This is a genomic window from Allobosea sp. (assembly GCF_036675845.1).
GTDB lineage: Bacteria > Pseudomonadota > Alphaproteobacteria > Rhizobiales > Beijerinckiaceae > Allobosea.
On record NZ_JAKFED010000146.1, the window covers coordinates 94968 to 114218 of the forward strand.

Below are 19251 nucleotides of genomic sequence, written 5' to 3' on the forward strand. Positions count from 1 at the left end.
GGGAGACAAATCCTGGCCGATATCCAACAGGCGGGATATACCATGAAAAGCAACGTAAAGACTGCGGCGCCGGCCGTGTCTGAGGAAGTTCAACTCAAGGTGAAGCCGCTTTACCTTGAGTCCCTCACCTTGGTCGAGCGGCTGCATCGGCGTCTGCTCGATGTCATCAAGGACGAATTCGAGCGCCGCAGCCGCGACGATGTCAACAGCGTCCAGGCCCTGCTGCTCTACAATATCGGCGACGCCGAGCTCAGCGCCAGCGAGCTGCGCACCCGCGGCTACTATCTCGGCTCGAACGTCTCCTACAACGTCAAGAAGCTGGTCGAGCTCGGTTTCCTGCATCATGCCCGTTCGCGGATCGACCGTCGTTCGGTGCGCATCAGCCTGACCGAGAAGGGCAGGGAAGTGCACAATCTGGTCAAGGGCGTGTACGACAAGCATGTCCGCACGGTCGAGCAGATCGGCGGCATCGCGGCCGACGATTTCGAGCGCATGAACAACGCCCTGTTGCGCCTCGAGCGCTTCTGGACCGACCAGATCCGCTACAAGCTCTGAGGCGCGCCCGCCCCGGCCGCCCGGAGCGATCCAGTCCGCAGAGACCCCGGCCGCGAGGCCGGGGCGCGCTGCCCGCCGCTCGCTGCGCTGCGGCCTGGCGACGCAGGAAACCGATCAAACCCGCGTGAGCGCATTACCCCGCGCCCGGCTTCCGCCCCAAAAATGCCGCTCTCATCATACGGTATTAACTGTGGTAGGGGATCGTCTCCAGCGACCGGCCGCGGCTTTGCCCGCGCCGACGGGGCCGACAGAGTCCCGCTTTGTGTGACGTGCGAAGTCCAAGGGGTACGATCGATGCCGAATATCAGCCTGACGCGTCGCGAGACGGTGCTGGCCCTGTTGTCGGGCGCTGCCGCCAGCGCGAGCCTGCCCGCTTTTGCCCGGCAGGCCGAATGGCGCCAGAGCTATGATGCCGGTGCCCGGAATGTGGTGCTGCGCTCCTCGACACCGATGCTCTCTCCGGCGGCGCTGGCCGCGACCGAGCAGGCGATCGCGAGCTATCGCGATCTCGCCGCGCGCGGCGGCTGGCCAATGCTCCAGGTCGGTGACCGCCTCGCCGTCGGTTCGAAGGGGCAGGGCGTCGTCCAGCTGCGCCAGCGCCTGATCATCACCGGCGATCTCGATGCCTCCGTCGGCACCAGCCCCGTCTTCGATTCCTATGTCGAGGGCGGCGTGCGCCAATTCCAGGCGCGCGTCGGCCTGTCGACCACCGGCAGCCTCAACCGCGCCACCCTCGCCGCCCTCAACGTTCCGATCGACCGGCGCATCCGCCAGCTCGAGACCAATGTGGTCAGGCTGCGCACCTGGTCGGGTAATCTCGGCAACCGCTATGTCGTCGCCAACATCCCGGCGGCTGCGGTCGAGACGGTCGAGAACGGCCATGTCGCGACCCGCCACGCCGCCGGCGTCGGCAAGATCGACCGCCAGTCGCCGCTGCTGCAGACCAAGATCCCCGAGATCAACTTCAACCCGACCTGGACCGTGCCGGCTTCGATCATCCGCAAGGATCTGATCCCGAAGATGCGCAAGGAGCCGAACTATCTGACCGAGAACAAGATCCGGATCATCGGCCCGAACGGCGAGATCGCCCCCGAGCGGGTCAACTGGAACTCCGACGAGGCGACGCGCTACACCTTCCGCCAGGACCCGGGCGGCGAGTTCAACTCGCTCGGCTTCGTGCGCATCAACATCCCCAGCCCGCACGGCGTCTACATGCACGACACGCCGGCCAAGGGCATTTTCGGCGACGATTTCCGCTTCGTCTCCTCCGGCTGCATCCGCGTCCAGAACGTGCGCGACTACATCACCTTTCTGCTCAAGGAGACGCCTGGCTGGGATCGCGCCAGGATCGACGAGGCCATCCAGTCCGGCGAGCGCATCAACGCCCGCATCGCCAACCCGGTGCCGTGCTACTGGGTCTACATCACCGCCTGGGCGACGCCCGATGGCGGCGTCCAGTTCCGCGACGACATCTACAACAAGGACGGGCTCGGCCCGGTGCCGGTCGCCCGGCTCGAGGGCGAGCAGGACATCTGAGGCCGGTTCTTCCGGCGCGATATCGAAAAAGGGCTCCCGGACAGGCCGTCCGGGAGCCCTTTTCCATGTCCGCGGTATCTCCGCGGGCGCGTGCCCGTGGGATCCCGCGAAAGCTGCGTCGCTCGGAAGCCGTCTCAGACGAGATTATCGGCGATGACGAAGCCGAGGATCGCGATGCAACTGATCACGATCGAGATTTCCAGAAGACCAAAACCCATTGCCGCCTCCACCGCTCGGGAGGCAACGCCGGAACTCGGCCATGGTTCCGCCGCAGATGCGCCGGAAATGCGGCGCGCCCGCCTCTATCAGAAGCTGACCCTGAGGGTCGCGGCTCCGGCGTAGGACTGGGCGTTCTGCGAGAGTTCGGCGTCGAAGCGGGCGCCGAGGCTGACGGCGGTCGAGAGCCTGACATCGAGGCCGGTGGCGATCAGCGCGGCGTTGCGGTCGGGTCTTGTGCCCTGGAAGCTGAAGCCCGAGCCGGGCAGGCCGATCAGGCTGGCGCTGAACTGGTTGTCGCGGCGGGCATAATAGCCCCAGCCGAGCTTGCCGAAGGCGGTGGTCGAGAAGCCGAACAGGGTGGTGGCGGCATCGAGGCGCAGGCCGAGCTCGGCGCGGGCGGTGGTGCCGTCGCGGCCCTGGACGGCCAGGCCGTTCGGCCGGCCGGTGACGCCGTCGCGCTCGAGGAAGCCGGGGGTACGCAGGTTCTGGGCGGTGAAGGCGACATAGGGCGAGAAGCCGGCGCCACCGAACGAGGCGAGGCGCCAGGCGGCTTCGGCCCGGCCGCTCCAGATTTCGGCGCGGTACTTGCCGCGGACGGCGAAGGCGCCGATCAGCGGGATGGCACGGGTCGTCTCGGTTTCGGCCGAGGCATAGCCGAGCGCCGCGCCGAGCGAGAGCTGCCCGATCCGGGTCATGCCGTAGAGGCCGGCCTGCAGGACATCGGCTTTGGCGTCGCCGAGATTGCCCGACAGGCTGGAGCGGGCTTGCCCGGCGGCGATGGCGACGCCGAGCACGGTCTCGGGGAGGACGCGGACGTCGACGCCGAGCGCGACATGGCCGCTCGAGCTCTCGCTGGCGCGGGTGCCGAGGGAAAAGTCGCCGCCCGCGCGGCTGGTGCTGCCAAAGGCCTGGCCCCAGACAGTGTAGAGGCGGTCGGGCACGAAGCGCGGCGCGAGCGCAAGTCCCTGACCCGCAAGCCCCTTGCCGGCGGGCAATTCGGCCTGCGAGCCGGAGGAGGCATAAGACCCTGCCGTGGCAAAGGCGCCGAAGGCATTGGGCATGGCACCCGGCTCGCGCCCGGTGGCGAAGGGGTCGAGCATCGCCCGCAGGAAGCCGCCGGCGGCCTCCCAGCCGAGCATGGTGGCGCTGGCATGGACCTCGCCGGTCAGCGTGCCGAGCGCCGCGATCAGGGCCTCGCGGTCGCCGCGGGCATAGATCTGGTAGAGGAAGGAGGGATCGGCGCCATTGGCCACGGCGCGGTCGATCGCGGCGGCCACCGACCAGGCGTTCAGCGACAGGCCGGGCGTCGTGCTGTAGAGCGGGTTGGCGGTTCCGGCCGCGACCAGCGAGCCCGGCTTCAGCGTCACCTCGACGCTGTTGCCGCCATAGCTGACCTCGCTGGTGACGCCGATGCCGAAGCTGCCGGTGGTGGTGACGCTGCCGAAGGTTCCGGTCCGGCCGCCGGTCGCGGTCAGGACGGTATAGGCCGTGTTGAACGTGTAGCTGCCGCCGCCGGCGACGAGCTCGATCGTGCCGCCGAGGTTTGCCGTGCCCGAGACGGTCAGCAGGTCCGAGGTCGCCCCGACGATCTCGACCCGGTAGGTCGAGCCGGCGTTGAAGCTGACATTGCCGTTGACGCTCAGCGTCCCCACCGAGTTGCCGGGCGACAGCGTGCCGCCAGTGCCGATGGTCGTGCTGCCGACCGTGCCGGAACCGCCGAGCGTGCCGCCGGAGAGGACCGAGACCGAGCCGCCAAGCGCGCCGCCGGAGGCATCGCCCACCAGCAGCGTGCCTCCGGAAACCGTCGTCGTGCCGGTGAATTCCGTGCTGTTGCCGGTCAGGAGGGTCGTTCCGGCGAGGTGCTGGATATCGCCCGCACCCTTGATCTCGGCCGCGAACGCATAATCGGTGTTGGTATGGTTGAAGACCAGCTTGCCGGTGCCAGCGCCGAACTCCACGGTGGCTGCGTCGACGTTGCCGGCTGCTTCGGCGGCGCTGCCTGCGGCCGCGCCGATATTGAGCGTGCCCTTGCTGCCGCCCAGGACAGCGATGCGCACCCGGCCGCGCAGCGTGGCGTTGTCGGCGACAGTCAATTCTCCTTCGCCGAGATAGCCGACCGCGGTGTAGGTGCTGCTCGTGATCATGCTGCCGGTACCGCGCAGATCGGCCCGGCCGGTGCCGCTGGCCGTGGTGCCGAGAAGCAGATGCGTGCCCTGGAGCACGCCGCCGGAGTTCACCTCGATCGAGGCGGTCGAGCCCTGACCCGCCCAGATCTGGCCCGCCTCGAACCGGCTGCCGGCTCCCGTGACCGTCAGTGTGCCGGACGAACCGGCATTGGTGGCGAGATTGACGCGGCCTGTGGTCTTGGCCGTGGCGCCGCCGCTCACGGTGAACTGGCCACTGCCGCGGCTGCCGATGACGAGCGTGCCGCTCAGCGCCTCCCAACTCGAGCCGGTCCCGTCCACCGTCACCGTCCCGGAGCCGGTCGCGCCCTGGCCCAGGGTGACCCCTCGCGTCGTGGCCTTGCCGCCACCTGTGACCGCGACCGTGCCGCTGCCGAGATCGCCGATTATCGCGCCGCCGTTGCTGATCCATCGCGAACTGGTGCCCGAAACGGTCAGCGTGCCGTCTCCGGAGTTGCCGGTGACGGCATTGTGGTGCACGCCGAGGCTGACGCTGGTCGAGGTCGTCAGGGTGCTGCCGCCGCTGACGTTCAGCGTGCCGGTGCCATAGGCGCCGATCTGGAGGAAGCTGCTGGTCCAGGTCGAAGCACCCGTCAGCGTCACCGTTCCGGCTTCGACTTCCCGCGCATTGCCGGCATTGTTGCTGCTCTGTTCGCCGATGGTGGCGGAAGTCGCCGTCAGGATGGCTCCGCCGTTGACCTTCAGGCCGGCGCCGCCCGACGCGTTGTCATAGCCGACATAGAGTGTCGAAAGGCTGGTCGTACCGCCAGTGAGGATGGGCATGGTCGCCGCCGGCCCGGAAACCACGGGGCTGCTCCCGGCGATCGGGGCCGAGCCCGTGTTCCAATTGGTCGCGTCAGTCCAGTCTGCGCTCGTGCTGCCGTCCCAGCGCATCTGCGCCTGCGCCAGGCTGGGCAGGGATAGGGCGATCGCCGTCGTGCCGAGCAGGGTCGCCAGGGAGCGACGCCGAGTGGAGTTCCGGTAAACCATCAGGAAATGAGCTCTTGCTGGAAAGAGAGTTGAGGAAAATCCGGAGCGGGCGAAGAAGATACGCCTGAGATATTTTGAATAGACCGGCCATATCCGACGCCGTTCCGCGGTAGGGACTCGCCTCATCGCGGAGCCACACTGCGGGTGCCGGCATATAACTCGACTGAAATGAAGTGACGCAGCGGAAATAAAGTTGCCACGCGGTTCGATTCGTCGGAAGTCCGAAACGGACGGCGTGTGGGGTCGTGTCACAAGAAGTCGTCATTTGTGGCGTGAAAGCCACAGATAATCGTGGCGCGAGAGCTGGTCCCGTCCGCGACCGGCGACCGCCCGCAGGGCGGGACCATGGTTGCGAAATGGTTACACGTTGTGGCGCGAGGGCTACAGCCTTGGCGCTGCGGCGCTCGCGCGGGCGCGCGGCCCTTGTTCCGCGCCATGCCGCGGAAAACCGCATTCCCCTTTTGCCGGCCATGGTCTAAGGACGCCGCAGCGCCGGGCAAGCGTTGCGCCGGCCTCGCGACCAAGCCGAACAGGGCGCGCATCGGATCGGGCCGGCACCGTGCCGGCTGCCGCCGCCGGCGCGTCGATGGAGCACATCATGAGCCGTGACGCCGCCGCCCCCGAGAAGCACCTCTCGAACTCCTTCTTCGCCGCCTCCCTCGCCGATGCCGATCCCGAGATCGCCCGCGCCATCGAGCTCGAGCTCGGCCGCCAGCGCGACGAGATCGAGCTGATCGCCTCCGAGAACATCGTCTCGCGCGCCGTGCTCGAGGCGCAGGGCTCGGTGATGACCAACAAATACGCGGAAGGCTATCCCGGCCGGCGCTATTATGGCGGCTGCCAGTTCGTCGACATCGCCGAGAAGCTGGCGATCGAGCGGGCCTGCCGGCTGTTCGACTGCTCCTTCGCCAATGTCCAGCCGAATTCCGGCAGCCAGGCCAACCAGGCGGTGTTCATGGCGCTGATGCAGCCGGGCGACACCTTCATGGGGCTCGATCTCGCCGCCGGCGGGCACCTCACCCATGGCGCGCCGGTCAACCAGTCCGGCAAGTGGTTCAAGGTCGTGCCCTATGGCGTCTGCGTCGTCGACCAGACCATCGATTACGATGCGCTGGAGCGCCTCGCCGTCGAGAACAAGCCGAAGATGATCGTCGCCGGCGGCTCGGCCTATGCCCGCCACTGGGATTTCGCCCGCTTCCGCGAGATCGCCGACAAGGTCGGCGCCTGGTTCATGGTCGACATCGCCCATTTCGCCGGGCTGGTTGCCGGCGGCGCCCATCCCTCGCCGTTCCCGCACGCCCATGTCGTCACCACCACGACGCACAAGACCCTGCGCGGCCCGCGCGGCGGCATGGTGCTGACCAATGACGAGGCGATCGCCAAGAAGATCAACTCGGCGGTGTTCCCCGGCCTGCAGGGCGGGCCGCTGATGCATGTCATCGCCGCCAAGGCCGTCTCCTTCCAGGAGGCGCTGCAGCCCGAGTTCAAGATCTATGCCCGCGCCGTGGTTGAGAACTGCAAGGCGCTGGCCGAGACCTTGAAGACCAGGGGCTTCGACCTCGTCACCGGCGGCACCGACAACCATCTGCTGCTGGTCGACCTGCGCTCGAAGAAGCTCACCGGCAAGGCGGCCGAGGCCGCGCTCGGGCGCGCCCATATCACCTGCAACAAGAACGGCATCCCCTTCGATCCGGAGAAGCCTATGGTGACGTCGGGCATCCGCCTCGGCACCCCGGCGGCGACCTCGCGCGGCTTCGGCGTCGCCGAGTTCCAGCGCGTCGGCGAGCTGATCGCCGAGACGCTGGACGGCCTCGCCCAGAACGGCGAGGAAGGCAACGCCGCGGTCGAGCAGGCGGTCAAGGCCAAGGCCCACGAGCTGACGGCGCGCTTCCCGATCTATTGAGAAGCCTCTTCGGCGCATCCACATTGTGCTATGATGGCTGCGCCGGGAGGACGGAGATGACGACGATCACCATCGAAGAACTTCGCAAGTTGGCCGCGGCGGGCGCGGTTTCCTTGCCGGCGTCGCATGGCGACTCGCAGGCTGACGCGGCGCGGCGCGAGAGCGAGGCGCTGCGTCCGGATCAGGCCGACCGGATCAGCGAGCTTTTGCGTACCGCGCGCGAGCTGGCCAAGCGGCGATCGCCGGAAGAGACCGCCGAACTGGAGCGGTGGCTGGAAGAGCGCGAATCGTGACGTGCGCCCGCCCTCGCCGGTCCTGATCGTCGATGCGAACATCGTCTTGAGTTGCGCACTCGGCCTGCGCGGCGGCGATGTGCTGGAATTCGTAGGCCGACGCCGCTTGCTCACCATCTCGGAGCGGGCGGTAGCAGCGATCGAAGCGGTAGCGATGCGACTTGTCGACGGAGGAAATCCGTCGGCGCTGTTTGCGCCTCAACTCGCCGAGAGCCTGAGGATCGTTGCTGACAGCGAATATCTGCCTCTGGTGCCGGAAGCCACGAAAACTCTCATGCTGGCGCCCGCGTCACGCAACGGCAGCTCCTCCGATGCCCATGTGCTGGCCTTGGCGTGGCTCGCCGAGGCGGATATCTGGTCCCATGATCGAGACTTCGCTGGAACGGGCTGGCCATCATGGTCGAGCGCCAATCTGAGAGCCGCGCTGGCGCGCGAAACGCTTTGACCGAACTCTGAAAGCCCGCCATGCGCTGTCCCTATTGCGGCTCCCTCGACACCCAGGTGAAGGATTCGCGGCCGACCGACGACCACGCCTCGATCCGCCGCCGCCGCGTCTGCCCCGATTGCGGCGGCCGTTTCACTACCTTCGAGCGAGTCCAGCTGCGCGAGCTCACCGTGGTCAAGCGCTCGGGCCGGCGCACCGCCTTCGACCGCGACAAGCTGCAGACCTCGATCGAGGTGGCGCTGCGCAAGCGCGCGGTCGCGCCCGAGCGAGTCGAGCGCCTGGTCAACGGCATCGTGCGCCAGCTCGAGAGCTCGGGCGAGGCGGAGATCATGAGCTCGGCCATCGGCGAGTTGGTGATGGAGGGGCTGAAATCGCTCGACGATGTCGCCTATGTCCGCTTCGCCTCGGTCTACAAGAATTTCCGCGAAGCTCGCGATTTCGAGGAGATCCTCGGCCAGCTCAGCGGCGACGAGGGCGAGGGCGGGCCTGAGCCGACCGGCGAAGGGACCAGGCCGCGCGACGATGCCTGATCGGGAGGAGATCGACCGCGGCTTCATGCGCCAGGCGCTGGAGCTCGGCGCGCTGGGGCTCGGGCAGACCTGGCCGAACCCCTCCGTTGGGGCGGTGGTGACGCGCGAGGGGCCGGGTGGCCCGGTCGTCGTCGGCGCCGGGCACACCCAGCCCGGTGGCAGGCCCCATGGCGAGGCGATGGCCTTCGAGCAGGCCGGGGCAGCCGCGGCCGGCGGCACGCTCTATGTGACGCTGGAGCCCTGCTCGCACCGCACCCTTCGTGGCGGCACGCCTTGCGTCGAGCGCACCTTGCTCGCCGGCGTCAGCCGCGTCGTCTCGGCCATGGCCGATCCCAATCCCCGCATCGCCGGCCTCGGCCATGCCCTGCTGCGCAGCGCGGGCATCGAGGTGGTCACCGGCGTCCTCGAAGACCAGGCGCAGCGCAGCCATCGCGGCCATGTCCTGCGCGTCACGCAAGGCCGGCCGATGGTGACCTTCAAGGTGGCGCGCACCGCCGACGGCTTCGCCGGCGGGGCAGGGCAGGCGCGCCTCGCGATCTCCTGCCCGGCGGCGGGCGAATGGGTCCATCGCCAGCGCGCCCATCATGACGCGATCATGCTCGGCATCGGTTCCGTCCTGGCCGACGACCCGCTCCTGACCGTGCGTCTGTCGGGGCTGGAGCTTCGCTCCCCCGTCAGGGTCGTGCTGGACACGGCGTTGCGCCTGCCACCCGCCTCGCAGCTCGTCCAGGGCGCCGATGCCGTGCCGGTCTGGGTGATCGCCGCCGAGGATGCGCCGGTGGAGGCCGAGGCGCGCCTCGTCGCCGCCGGCGTCGAGGTGATGCGCGTCGCGCGCGCCGCCGACGGCCATCTCGACCTTGCCGAGGCGCTGCGCCTGCTGGCGACCCGCGGCATCACCCGCGTCTTCTCCGAGGGCGGCCCGACCATCGGCGAGAAACTCGCGCTTGCCGGTTTCGCCGACGAGGTCATCGTCTCGACCTCGCCGGTCGAGCTCGGCGAAGCGGGCGTCGTCGCCGTGCGTCCGGGCCTTGCGGCGCTGCTCGCCGATCCTAAGATTTATGCCGTCGCCGAATCCGGGGTGCTCGGTCACGACCGTTTCCAGCATTTCACGAGGATCGCCTGATGTTCACCGGCATCGTCACCGCCATCGGCACCGTCACGCAGGCGAAGACCATGGGCCCGAGCCTGAAGCGGTTTTCCATCGCCTGCCCCTGGGAGGCTGACGGCATCGAGATCGGCGCCTCGATAGCCTGTGCCGGAATCTGCCTGACGGTGACGGGCCTGAGCCCGCGCGAGGACGGCGAGCCCGGCTGCCTCTTCCAGGTCGAGGCGGCCGCCGAGACCCTGGCGAAGACGCAGGTCGGCGAATGGGATGTCGGGACGCCGATCAATCTCGAACGCTCGCTCAAGATGGGCGACGAGCTCGGCGGCCATCTCGTCACCGGCCATGTCGACGGCGTCGGCTCCATCCTCAGGATCGAGCCGATCGCTGCCGATCCGGACGAGCCCTGGGGCGCGACCGCGCGCTTCCACATCCGTGCTCCGCAAGGGCTCGCCCGTTTCATCGCGGCCAAGGGCTCGATCTGCCTCGACGGCACCTCGCTGACGGTCAACACCGTCGAGGACGACGTCTTCACCGTGCTGCTGATCCCGCACTCCTTCAGCGTCACCACCTGGGGCCAGCGCCGGCAGGGCGACGGCGTCCATGTCGAGGTCGACCTGATGGCGCGGTATGCCGCCCGGCTTGCGGAGGCGCGCGGGCAGGGCTAAGAGCCCGTCTTAACCTCAGCCCTCATCCTGAGGAGCCGCGAAGCGGCGTCTCGAAGGATGGTTCAGCCGGCTCTTGAGCATCCTTCGAGACGCCATTTCCGACGAAATGGCTCCTCAGGATGAGGGCTTGAGCGCTTTCGATCAGGTTCGGGGGCGCCTCGGAAGACACAAGAAGGAATGCCCGCATGGCCGGATCCCGGCAATCATCGGCCGCTTCGGCCGCCTCGCTCGATGGCGCGCGCGTGCTCCTGGTCGAGGCGCGCTTCTATGACGGCCTCGCCGACGAATTGCTGCAGGGTGCGCTCGCCGTGCTTGAGAAGGCCGGTTGCCGCGTCGATCGCGTCACCGTGCCCGGCGCGCTCGAGATCCCGTCCGCCATCGTCATCGGCCTGCGCGCCGCCGACGAGTCGGTCGACCCCTATGAGGCCGTGATCGCGCTCGGCACCGTGATCCGCGGCGAGACCGGCCATTACGACATCGTCGCCGGCGAGAGCTCGCGCGCCCTGATGGACATCTCCGTCGCCTATGCCATGCCGCTCGGCAACGGCATCCTGACCGTCGAGAACGAGGCCCAGGCCCGGGCTCGCGCCAATCGCTCCGAGATGGACAAGGGCGGCGGTGCGGCCGAGGCGGCGCTTGCCGTGCTGCGCTACAAGCGCTCGCTGGCGGAGGCCGCGTCGTGAGCCGGGCGGAGATGCGCCGCGGCGCGCGGCTTTCGGCCGTGCAGGCGCTCTACCAGATGGAGGTCGGCGGGCGCGGCGTGATCGAGGCCATGGCCGAGTTCGAGGCGTTCTGGATCGGCAAGGAGGTCGAGGAGGTCGAGCTTCCGAAAGCCGAGCTCGCCTTCTTCCGCGACCTGCTCGGCGGCGTCGTGCGCGAGCAGCGCCTGGTCGATCGCGCGGTCGACGAGGTGCTCGCCGCCGGCTGGCCGCTGAAGCGGATCGAGGCGGTGGTGCGCGCCGTCCTGCGCGCCGGGGCCTATGAGCTCGCCTTCCGCAAGGACGTGCCGGCGCGTGCCGTGATCTCCGAATATGTCGCGGTCACGCGCACCTTCTACGAGGGCGAGGAGATCGGCATGGTCAACGCCGTGCTCGACAAGCTGGCCCGCGACTTCCGCGCCGAGGAATTCGACGTCCCGGCGGCGTGAGCATTATCGTAGGGTCTCGGGAAACAACGCCGTCATTCCGGACGAGCGAAGCGAAGATCCGGAATCCATCGTCGAGCGCGACGCCCTTCGATGGATCCCGGAGCAGCGCCGCTTCGCGGCTTGTCCGGGATGACGCGAGGAACGGGCGGCAGGCTGATCGATGACGTCCGAACCAGAACGCCCCGGCGAATTCGAGCTGATCGCGCGGCATTTCGCGCCGATCGCCGGCCGTGATGGCCTCGGCCTGCTCGACGATGCCGCCCTGCTGCGCCCGGCGCGCGGCTACGAGCTCGTCGTCACCGCCGATGCGCTGGTCGCCGGCGTGCATTTCTTCCCGGACGACCCCGCCGGCTCGATCGCGCGCAAGGCGCTGGCGGTCAACCTCTCCGACCTTGCCGCCAAGGGCGCCCGGCCCGACGGCTTCGTGCTGACCATGGCGCTGCCGAAAGGCTGGACCGAGGACTGGCTCGCAGACTTTGCCGCCGGGCTGGCGGGACTGGCAAGCGAGACCGGCTGCCCGCTGATCGGCGGCGACACGGTCTCGACAACGGGGCCGCTGACGCTCTCGATCACCGCCTTCGGCAGCGTCCCGGCCGGGCGCATGGTGCTGCGCTCGGGGGCGAAGCCCGGCGATCTCGTGCTGGTCTCGGGGACGATCGGCGATGGCGCGCTGGGCTTGCGTGCGCATGGCCCGGGCCGCCCGGAATGGGTCGGCCGACTCAGCGAGGCCGACCGCGCCTTCCTCGCCGACCGCTATCTGCATCCGCGCCCGCGCCTGGCGCTGGCGCCGGCGCTGCAGGCCCACGCCACGGCGGCGATGGACATCTCCGACGGACTCGTCGGCGATCTCGGAAAGCTGCTCGCCGCCTCGCGGGCAGGCGCCGAAATCGCGCTCGAGGCGGTGCCGCTGTCGCCCGCGGCCCGCAATGCCGTCATGGCCGATCCCGCATTGGCGGAACTGGCCTGGACGGGCGGAGACGATTACGAAATTCTCTGCACGGCCACTGAGAGGGAATTTTCTTCCCTTACGGCGGCGGCAGAGGCGGCGGGCCTCGGTTTCGCCTGCATCGGCCGCGTCACCGCGGAGGCGGGAACCGTGCGCTACAGCGAAGCGGGCCGGCCGCGCAGCTTTGCGCGAGGCTCCTTCGTCCATTTCTGAGGGCGGCCCCGGCCGCGGAGAGCGGGCGGCTTGCGATGAACCAGCATGTTCCGGTCAGCGACGGCGACGCCCTGGCGAAACGCAACGCGCTCGTCCTGGCCTGCGCCCAGTCGCTCGGTGGCGCGAGCCCAGCGATCGTCGTCTCGCTCGGCGGCATTGTCGGCTCGCAACTCGTTGCCGACCAGACCTTCGCAACCGTGCCGGTCAGCCTGATGCAACTCGGCATCGCCTGCGGCGTCATCCCGGCGGCGATGCTGATGCGTCGGCTCGGCCGGCGCAGCGGCTATCTGATCGGTGCGCTGATCGGCATCGTCGGGGCCAGCGTCGCCGCCACCGGCACCGGCGGGCGGATGTTCTGGCTGTTCTGCCTCGGCACCTTCCTCTGCGGCGTCTACGGCGCCTTCGTGCAGAGCTACCGCTTCGCCGCTGCCGACACCGCGAGCGAGAGCTTCAGGCCGCGCGCCATCTCCTGGGTGATGTTCGGCGGGCTGGCGGCGGGCGTGATCGGGCCGCAATCGGTCTACTGGACCCGTGATCTGACGCCGGGGGCTCCCTTCGCCGCGAGCTTCCTGGCGCAGGGCGTGCTCGCCATGCTCGCCATCGGCGTCATCCTGATGCTGCGCGCCCCGCCGGTGGCGCAGGTGCGGTCCGGCGGCGGCCGGCCGCTTTCCGAGATCATGCGCCAGCCCAAGTTCATCGCCTCGGTGACGGCGGCGCTGGTCGCCTACGGGCTGATGAGCTTCGTCATGACGGCGGCCCCGCTCGCCATGGTCGCCTGCGGCCATTCGATCGGCGATGCGGCGCTCGGCATCCAGTGGCACATCCTCGGCATGTTCGGGCCGAGCTTCTTCACCGGCCGGCTGATCGCCCGCTTCGGCAAGGAGAAGATCACCGCGCTCGGTCTGCTGCTGACGGCGCTTGCGGCGGTCGTCGGCCTCGCCGGCCTCAGCATCGCGCATTTCTGGGTCGCGCTGGTGCTGCTCGGAATCGGCTGGAATCTCGGCTTCATCGGCGCGACCGCGCTGGTCACCGACTGCTACCGGCCGGAGGAGCGCGTCAAGGTCCAGGCGGCCAATGATTTCCTGGTCTTCGGCTCGGTCGCCATCGCCTCGTTCTCGGCCGGCGGCCTGCTCAGCACCGGCGGCTGGGAGAGCGTCAACTGGCTGGTTTTCCCGCCGGTGGTGGTCGCGCTCGCCCTCGTCGCCTGGCAAGCGTTGCGCCGGCGTCCCGCCGCAGCCTGACATCTTCGACGAATTGTCAGCCGCCGGGTTTGCGATTTTGTCGGAAACTTGGCAACAATCCGACCGACACTGGCGATCGGCTCTACGGGCGCGATTCTTCGGGCCCGTAAGAGCAGTCCCTGGCGTTCAACAGACCGGCAAATAAGCCGGCTCCGTCGGGGCGTCCTGCCCCAGATGCCAATCTCAGGGACAGGAAACTCGATGTCGGCCTTGCTCATCATCATACTTCTGAGTGCGCTTTCGATCGTCTACGGGCTATGGGCCTATGGCGACGTGATGAAACGCGACGCCGGCAACCAGCGCATGCAGGAGATTTCCGGCGCGGTCGCGGAAGGCGCGCAGGCCTATCTCAAGCGCCAGTACATCACCATCGCCATGGTCGGCGCCGTGCTCTTCGTCGTGCTCGCCTGGCTGCTCGGAGCCTATGTCGGCATCGGCTTCCTGATCGGCGCGGTGCTTTCCGGCGTCGCCGGCTTCATCGGCATGAACGTCTCGGTGCGCGCCAATGTCCGCACCGCCCAGGCCGCGATGAAGTCGCTGGGCGAGGGCCTCGACGTCGCCTTCAAGGCCGGCGCGGTCACCGGCATGCTGGTCGCGGGCCTGGCCCTGCTCGGCGTCGCCGTCTACTACGCCATCTTGACCGCGAGCCTGGGCTTTTCGCCCTCCAGCCGAACCGTCATCGACTCGCTGGTCGCGCTCGGCTTCGGTGCTTCGCTGATCTCGATCTTCGCCCGCCTCGGCGGCGGCATCTTCACCAAGGGCGCCGATGTCGGCGCCGATCTCGTCGGCAAGGTCGAGGCCGGCATCCCGGAGGACGATCCGCGCAACCCGGCGACGATCGCCGACAATGTCGGCGATAATGTCGGCGACTGCGCCGGCATGGCCGCCGACCTGTTCGAGACCTATGCCGTGACGCTGGTCGCGACCATGGTGCTCGCCGCGATCTTCTTCAGCGGCCAGGAAGCGCTGAAGGTGATGATGCTCTATCCGATGGCGATCGGCGCGGCCTGCGTCGTGACCTCGATCGCCGGTACCTTCTTCGTCAAGCTCGGCGCCAACCAGTCGATCATGGGCGCGCTCTACAAGGGCTTCATCGCCGCCGGCGTGCTCTCGATCGCCGCGATCGCCGCGGTGACGCATGTGATGTTCGGCGGCTTCTCGACCACGTTCACCACGGGGCAGGGCGTCAGCTTCACCTCCGGGGCCCTGTTCGCCTGCGGCATCGTCGGCCTCGCGGTGACGCTACTGATCGTCGTCATCACCGAATACTACACCGGCACCGGCAAGCGCCCGGTGGTCTCGATCGCCCAGGCCTCGGTCACCGGCCACGGCACCAACGTCATCCAGGGTCTCGCGGTCTCGCTGGAATCGACCGCGATGCCGACCATCGTGATCATCGCCGGCATCATCGTCTCCTATGGCCTTGCCGGCCTGTTCGGCATCGCCATCGCCACCACGGCGATGCTGGCGCTGGCCGGCGTCGTCGTGGCGCTCGACGCCTTCGGCCCGGTCACCGACAATGCCGGCGGCATCGCCGAGATGGCCGGCCTGCCCAAGGAGGTCCGCCAGTCGACCGACGCGCTCGACGCGGTCGGCAACACCACCAAGGCGATCACCAAGGGCTACGCCATCGGCTCGGCCGGCCTCGGCGCGCTGGTGCTGTTCGCTGCCTACACCTCGGACCTCAACTTCTTCGTGGCCGAGGCCAACAAGGCGGGCTCGACGACCTTCCAGTACTTCAAGGGCGTCGTCGTCGATTTCTCGCTGTCGAATCCCTATGTCGTCGTCGGGCTGCTGCTCGGCGGCCTGATCCCCTTCCTCTTCGCCGGCATGGGCATGACCGCGGTCGGCCGGGCCGCCGGCTCGGTGGTCGAGGAGGTGCGCCGCCAGTTCAAGGAGAAGCCGGGCATCATGGAAGGCACCGAGCGGCCGGACTATGCCCGCGCCGTCGACCTGCTGACCAAGGCCGCGATCAAGGAGATGATCGTGCCCTCGCTGCTGCCGGTGCTGGCGCCGATCGTCACCTTCTTCGTCATCAACGCCATCGCCGGCAAGAACCAGGCCTTCGCCGCGGTTGGCGCCATGCTGCTGGGCGTGATCGTCACCGGCATCTTCGTCGCCATCTCGATGACCTCGGGCGGCGGCGCCTGGGACAACGCCAAGAAGAGCTTCGAGGACGGCTTCGTCGACAAGGACGGCGTGCGCCACATGAAGGGCTCGGAGGCGCACAAGGCCTCGGTCACCGGCGACACCGTCGGCGACCCCTACAAGGACACGGCGGGCCCTGCCGTGAACCCTGTGATCAAGATCACCAACATCATCGCCCTCCTGCTGCTCGCCATCCTGGCCCATTCCTGAGCCGCACGAGCCTCGCGAGAAAGACCTGCCCCGCGGAGAGATCCGCGGGGCTTTTCGTTGGGCGGTCAAACGGTTGGAGCGGTTCGCGGAATCAGTTCCGGAGCCGCTTGAATCAAGTCGCGAGGCTTCGTCCGGGACCGTAGCGTTCCGGCACGACGCAGCTTCGCCCGCCTGCCATGGTCCCTCCAGCCCAGGAGGACGCCATGACGACCCACGCACCGCCCGCCCAGTCCATTGACAAGCCCGGCCACGCCCGGGAGATGGCGCTCCTGCTCGTCCTCGCCACGCTCTGGGGCGCCTCCTACAGCTTCATCAAGCTCGGCGTCGAGACGATCCCGCCGGTGACGCTGATCGCGGCGCGCACGCTGATCGCCGGCGCGATCCTGCTCGTCGTCCTCCGCTGGCGCGGGCTGAGGCTGCCGCGCGACCTTCCCACATGGCGGCGCTTCGCCATCCAGGCCTGCCTCAACAGCGCCGTGCCCTTCACGCTGATCGCCTGGGCCGAGACCAGCGTCGATGCCGGCCTCGCCGCCATCCTGAACGCAGGCTCGCCGATCTTCGCCTTTCTGCTGGCCGTGCTGCTGTCGCGCGGCGAGGCTGCCACCGGCCGAAAACTCTTCGGCGTCGCGGCCGGCATGCTCGGCGTCTGCCTCATCATCGGCGTCGAGGCGCTGTCGGGCTTCGGCCGCGAGCTGGCGGCGCAACTCGCCTTGGTCGCGGCGGCCGCCTGCTATGGCGGCGCTGCCCTGTTCGGACGCAATTTCAAGGGGCTCGACCCGATCATGCCGGCTGCGGGCTCGCTGGTCTGCGGCGCCGCCATCCTGTTGCCCCTGAGCCTGCTGTTGGACCGGCCCTGGACGCTCTCGCCGTCGCCTGAGTCGATCCAGGCGCTGCTGGCGCTTGCCCTGTTCTCGACCGCGCTCGCCTTCGTCATCTACTTCCGGCTGATCGCCCGGCTCGGCACGGTGGCTACGACGTCCGTGGCCTATCTGCGCGTGCCGACCGGCGTCGCCATCGGCGTCGTCTTCCTCGGCGAGAGGCTGGGTCCGACGGCCTGGGCCGGGCTGGCACTGGTGGTCGTCGGCGTCGTGGCGATGACGCTGCCGGGGCGGCAGAAGCCGGCCTGAGCAGTAGCCGGCCGCAAACGAAAAGCCCCGCGGAACGATCCGCGGGGCTTTTGTCATTGGAGACGGGGCGCTGCGGCCTCAGGAGCCGAGCGGGTTGAACTTGGTGACGCCGCGGAAGAGGTTGCGCAGGAAGCTCTGCTCCTCGCCGCCGGTCGGCGTGGTGCGGCTGATGAAGTCGAAGATCACGCCGTCCTGCAGGCCGTAATTGGCGATGCGCTCGACCTTGAACCCCTTGTTGAAATAGATGACCAGTACGCGCTGGTCGATGACATCGAAGTTCTGGAACTGGAAGCGCCGGCGCACCGTCTGGCTGATATAGTAGAAGGTGCGGTTGCCGACCGTCGAGGTCGTCGAGGGCGTGCCGAGCGTGGTCAGCACCGTCTGCACGTCCATGCCGGGCCTGACCTTGGCGATCAGCTCGTCGTCCATGACGAAGCCGCGCGTGAACTCCTCGTTCAGGCCGGCGGAGGTCGGCACGCGGAAGCCGAGATTGGTGCCGCTGCAGGCGGCGAGCGGCATCGTGGCGGCCAGCGATCCGAACAGGACGGTGCGGCGGGTCGGAGCGGTCATGCGGGGAAGGTCCAACGGCAGGCACGCGACAGCGAGGCCGCGCTTGTCATGAGGGGTACGCTTGGCGTAACGCCCGAGCATGGCTTTGGCAAGGCGAGCGCAATTGGCGGGGTGGCGGCGGTGATTTTCGGCCTGTTCGACAAGAGGCCCGATCGGATGGCGCCGGTCAACGCGCTGCTGGCGCGGATCGTCGCGGCTTCGCGGGAGCCGGCGCTCTATCTGGAAGGGCGCGTGCCCGACGATTTCGAGGGCCGCTTCGAGGCCCTGACCCTGCATGTCTTCCTGGTGCTGCGGCGGCTGCGCGAATTGCCGGAGCCGGCAGCGGCGGTGGCGCAGGACCTCGTCGACGCCAATTTCAGCTATCTCGAGCTCGGTTTCCGCCAGGGCGGCGCCAGCGACGTCTCCGTGCCCAAGCGGCTGAAGAAGATCGGCCGCAGCTTCTATGGCCGCATCGGCGCCTATGAGGAGGCCCTCGCGGCGACGGCGGAACCGGGCGCGCTCGTCGCCGCGCTCGGCCGCAATGTCTCGCCGCTGGCCGATGCCGCGGCGCTGGCGCGCCATGTCCGGGCCGCGGCGGCGCACTTGGCCACCCTCGATCTCGACGGTATTCTTACCGCCGACCCAGTTTTTCCGCAGTTTGCGAGCAGTTTGTCCCAATGAGTTCCGCCAGCAAGGAAGCGCTGCCTTTGCGCCATCCCGTCCGCGTCGAGACCATCACGCTGCGGCCGATGGCGTTCGAGCTTTCGGCGGCGCAGCCCGAGCTCGGCGAGATCGCACGCCATCTCGGCGTCGCCTCGGTCGAGGCGCTGAAGGGCGAGTATTCGCTCTCGCGCAATGGCGACCGGGTAAAGCTCGAGGGCAAGATCACGGCGGCGCTGCACCAGGTCTGCGTCGTCACGCTCGAGGCCTTTCCCGTCGCGCTCGCTGTGCCGCTCAAGCTGGATTTCGCCCCCGAGGCCGAGCTTGCCGCCGCGGCGGCGGCCGATGCCGGCGAGATCGACATCGAGGTGCTGCTGAACGAGCAGGACCCGCCCGAAGCCATCGTCGACGGTGTCATCGACCTCGGCGCGATCACCCTCGAATTCCTGGCGCTGGCACTCGACCCTTACCCGCGCAAGCCGGGCGCGAGCTTCGAGGATTCCGCGCCCGAAGCGGCCGCCGAATCGCCGTTTGCGGCGCTGGCGCGCCTGAAGGACCGTGAATGATGCCGTCCGCGACCGAGGCT

18 protein-coding genes are annotated in these 19251 nt (G+C 68.6%); 16 read left to right on the plus strand and 2 right to left on the minus strand.

The window, feature by feature from the left end; all coding sequences use genetic code 11:
- Nucleotides 1-42: 42 nt before the first annotated feature.
- Both ldtR and V6M56_RS16050 read left to right on the plus strand, forming a co-directional pair.
- The gene (ldtR, locus tag V6M56_RS16045; RefSeq protein WP_332685149.1) at nt 43-555 is read left to right on the plus strand and encodes a transcriptional regulator LdtR; all 513 of its coding nucleotides are present in this window, start codon (nt 43-45) and stop codon (nt 553-555) included.
- A gap of 294 nt (nt 556-849) precedes the next feature.
- Nucleotides 850-2091 (plus strand): L,D-transpeptidase family protein, encoded by a 1242-nt coding sequence (locus V6M56_RS16050; RefSeq protein ID WP_332685150.1) that lies wholly within the window; start codon nt 850-852, stop codon nt 2089-2091.
- A 305-nt stretch (nt 2092-2396) separates the two neighbouring features.
- Here the strand turns inward: V6M56_RS16050 and V6M56_RS16055 are convergent, their stop codons facing one another.
- Complete coding sequence (locus V6M56_RS16055) at nt 2397-5483, minus strand: autotransporter outer membrane beta-barrel domain-containing protein (protein WP_332685151.1); 3087 nt, start codon at nt 5481-5483, stop codon at nt 2397-2399.
- A 598-nt stretch (nt 5484-6081) separates the two neighbouring features.
- Here V6M56_RS16055 and glyA point away from each other — a divergent pair.
- The 12 genes from glyA to V6M56_RS16115 all read left to right on the plus strand — a co-directional run bounded on the left by glyA (nt 6082) and on the right by V6M56_RS16115 (nt 17456).
- Nucleotides 6082-7386 carry a serine hydroxymethyltransferase gene (glyA, locus tag V6M56_RS16060; RefSeq protein WP_332685152.1) on the plus strand — a complete coding sequence of 435 codons (1305 nt, stop codon included), beginning with the start codon at nt 6082-6084 and terminating at the stop codon, nt 7384-7386.
- Nucleotides 7387-7442: 56 nt separating this feature from the next.
- Nucleotides 7443-7679 carry a hypothetical protein gene (locus tag V6M56_RS16065; RefSeq protein ID WP_332685153.1) on the plus strand — a complete coding sequence of 79 codons (237 nt, stop codon included), beginning with the start codon at nt 7443-7445 and terminating at the stop codon, nt 7677-7679.
- 1 nt (nt 7680) lies between these two features.
- Nucleotides 7681-8124 carry a PIN domain-containing protein gene (locus V6M56_RS16070; RefSeq protein ID WP_332685154.1) on the plus strand — a complete coding sequence of 148 codons (444 nt, stop codon included), beginning with the start codon at nt 7681-7683 and terminating at the stop codon, nt 8122-8124.
- Nucleotides 8125-8144: 20 nt separating this feature from the next.
- Complete coding sequence (gene nrdR / locus V6M56_RS16075) at nt 8145-8654, plus strand: transcriptional regulator NrdR (RefSeq protein ID WP_332685155.1); 510 nt, start codon at nt 8145-8147, stop codon at nt 8652-8654.
- Nucleotides 8647-9777: a bifunctional diaminohydroxyphosphoribosylaminopyrimidine deaminase/5-amino-6-(5-phosphoribosylamino)uracil reductase RibD gene (gene ribD / locus V6M56_RS16080; RefSeq protein ID WP_332685156.1), complete on the plus strand. Its 1131-nt coding sequence runs from the start codon at nt 8647-8649 to the stop codon at nt 9775-9777. The genes nrdR and ribD overlap by 8 nt, the downstream gene beginning before the upstream one ends.
- The gene (locus tag V6M56_RS16085; RefSeq protein ID WP_332685157.1) at nt 9777-10424 is read left to right on the plus strand and encodes a riboflavin synthase; all 648 of its coding nucleotides are present in this window, start codon (nt 9777-9779) and stop codon (nt 10422-10424) included. The genes ribD and V6M56_RS16085 overlap by 1 nt, the downstream gene beginning before the upstream one ends.
- 185 nt (nt 10425-10609) lie before the next feature.
- Nucleotides 10610-11107 (plus strand): 6,7-dimethyl-8-ribityllumazine synthase, encoded by a 498-nt coding sequence (gene ribH, locus V6M56_RS16090; protein ID WP_332685158.1) that lies wholly within the window; start codon nt 10610-10612, stop codon nt 11105-11107.
- 11 nt (nt 11108-11118) lie between these two features.
- Nucleotides 11119-11571 carry a transcription antitermination factor NusB gene (nusB, locus tag V6M56_RS16095; protein ID WP_332685197.1) on the plus strand — a complete coding sequence of 151 codons (453 nt, stop codon included), beginning with the start codon at nt 11119-11121 and terminating at the stop codon, nt 11569-11571.
- Between the two features lie 160 nt (nt 11572-11731).
- Complete coding sequence (thiL, locus tag V6M56_RS16100) at nt 11732-12730, plus strand: thiamine-phosphate kinase (RefSeq protein ID WP_332685159.1); 999 nt, start codon at nt 11732-11734, stop codon at nt 12728-12730.
- 35 nt (nt 12731-12765) lie between these two features.
- A complete protein-coding gene (locus V6M56_RS16105) occupies nt 12766-13971 on the plus strand; it encodes an MFS transporter (protein WP_332685160.1) in 1206 nt (401 codons plus the stop codon).
- 201 nt (nt 13972-14172) lie between these two features.
- Nucleotides 14173-16329, plus strand: a complete 2157-nt coding sequence (locus V6M56_RS16110; RefSeq protein WP_332685161.1) for a sodium-translocating pyrophosphatase — start codon at nt 14173-14175, stop codon at nt 16327-16329.
- A 203-nt stretch (nt 16330-16532) separates the two neighbouring features.
- Nucleotides 16533-17456, plus strand: a complete 924-nt coding sequence (locus tag V6M56_RS16115) for a DMT family transporter (RefSeq protein ID WP_332685162.1) — start codon at nt 16533-16535, stop codon at nt 17454-17456.
- Between the two features lie 78 nt (nt 17457-17534).
- On the opposite strand, the gene V6M56_RS16120 is transcribed toward V6M56_RS16115, so the two are convergent.
- Nucleotides 17535-18026: an outer membrane protein assembly factor BamE gene (locus V6M56_RS16120; RefSeq protein ID WP_332685163.1), complete on the minus strand. Its 492-nt coding sequence runs from the start codon at nt 18024-18026 to the stop codon at nt 17535-17537.
- A 48-nt stretch (nt 18027-18074) separates the two neighbouring features.
- Between V6M56_RS16120 and V6M56_RS16125 the strand changes: the two genes are divergently transcribed.
- The gene (locus tag V6M56_RS16125; protein ID WP_332685164.1) at nt 18075-18686 is read left to right on the plus strand and encodes a ubiquinol-cytochrome C chaperone family protein; all 612 of its coding nucleotides are present in this window, start codon (nt 18075-18077) and stop codon (nt 18684-18686) included.
- Nucleotides 18683-19231: a YceD family protein gene (locus tag V6M56_RS16130; protein WP_332685165.1), complete on the plus strand. Its 549-nt coding sequence runs from the start codon at nt 18683-18685 to the stop codon at nt 19229-19231. Before V6M56_RS16125 ends, V6M56_RS16130 begins: the two co-directional genes overlap by 4 nt.
- Nucleotides 19232-19251: the final 20 nt, after the last annotated feature.

Bases quoted from the DNA above. Each gene is read 5' to 3' on its own strand.
- ldtR (WP_332685149.1), top strand. From the start codon at position 43: ATGAAAAGCAACGTAAAGACTGCGGCGCCGGCCGTGTCTGAGGAAGTT.
- V6M56_RS16050 (WP_332685150.1), top strand. From the start codon at position 850: ATGCCGAATATCAGCCTGACGCGTCGCGAGACGGTGCTGGCCCTGTTG.
- V6M56_RS16055 (WP_332685151.1), bottom strand. From the start codon at position 5,483: ATGGTTTACCGGAACTCCACTCGGCGTCGCTCCCTGGCGACCCTGCTC.
- glyA (WP_332685152.1), top strand. From the start codon at position 6,082: ATGAGCCGTGACGCCGCCGCCCCCGAGAAGCACCTCTCGAACTCCTTC.
- V6M56_RS16065 (WP_332685153.1), top strand. From the start codon at position 7,443: ATGACGACGATCACCATCGAAGAACTTCGCAAGTTGGCCGCGGCGGGC.
- nrdR (WP_332685155.1), top strand. From the start codon at position 8,145: ATGCGCTGTCCCTATTGCGGCTCCCTCGACACCCAGGTGAAGGATTCG.
- ribD (WP_332685156.1), top strand. From the start codon at position 8,647: ATGCCTGATCGGGAGGAGATCGACCGCGGCTTCATGCGCCAGGCGCTG.
- V6M56_RS16085 (WP_332685157.1), top strand. From the start codon at position 9,777: ATGTTCACCGGCATCGTCACCGCCATCGGCACCGTCACGCAGGCGAAG.
- ribH (WP_332685158.1), top strand. From the start codon at position 10,610: ATGGCCGGATCCCGGCAATCATCGGCCGCTTCGGCCGCCTCGCTCGAT.
- nusB (WP_332685197.1), top strand. From the start codon at position 11,119: ATGCGCCGCGGCGCGCGGCTTTCGGCCGTGCAGGCGCTCTACCAGATG.
- thiL (WP_332685159.1), top strand. From the start codon at position 11,732: ATGACGTCCGAACCAGAACGCCCCGGCGAATTCGAGCTGATCGCGCGG.
- V6M56_RS16105 (WP_332685160.1), top strand. From the start codon at position 12,766: ATGAACCAGCATGTTCCGGTCAGCGACGGCGACGCCCTGGCGAAACGC.
- V6M56_RS16110 (WP_332685161.1), top strand. From the start codon at position 14,173: ATGTCGGCCTTGCTCATCATCATACTTCTGAGTGCGCTTTCGATCGTC.
- V6M56_RS16115 (WP_332685162.1), top strand. From the start codon at position 16,533: ATGACGACCCACGCACCGCCCGCCCAGTCCATTGACAAGCCCGGCCAC.
- V6M56_RS16120 (WP_332685163.1), bottom strand. From the start codon at position 18,026: ATGACCGCTCCGACCCGCCGCACCGTCCTGTTCGGATCGCTGGCCGCC.
- V6M56_RS16125 (WP_332685164.1), top strand. From the start codon at position 18,075: ATGAGGGGTACGCTTGGCGTAACGCCCGAGCATGGCTTTGGCAAGGCG.
- V6M56_RS16130 (WP_332685165.1), top strand. From the start codon at position 18,683: ATGAGTTCCGCCAGCAAGGAAGCGCTGCCTTTGCGCCATCCCGTCCGC.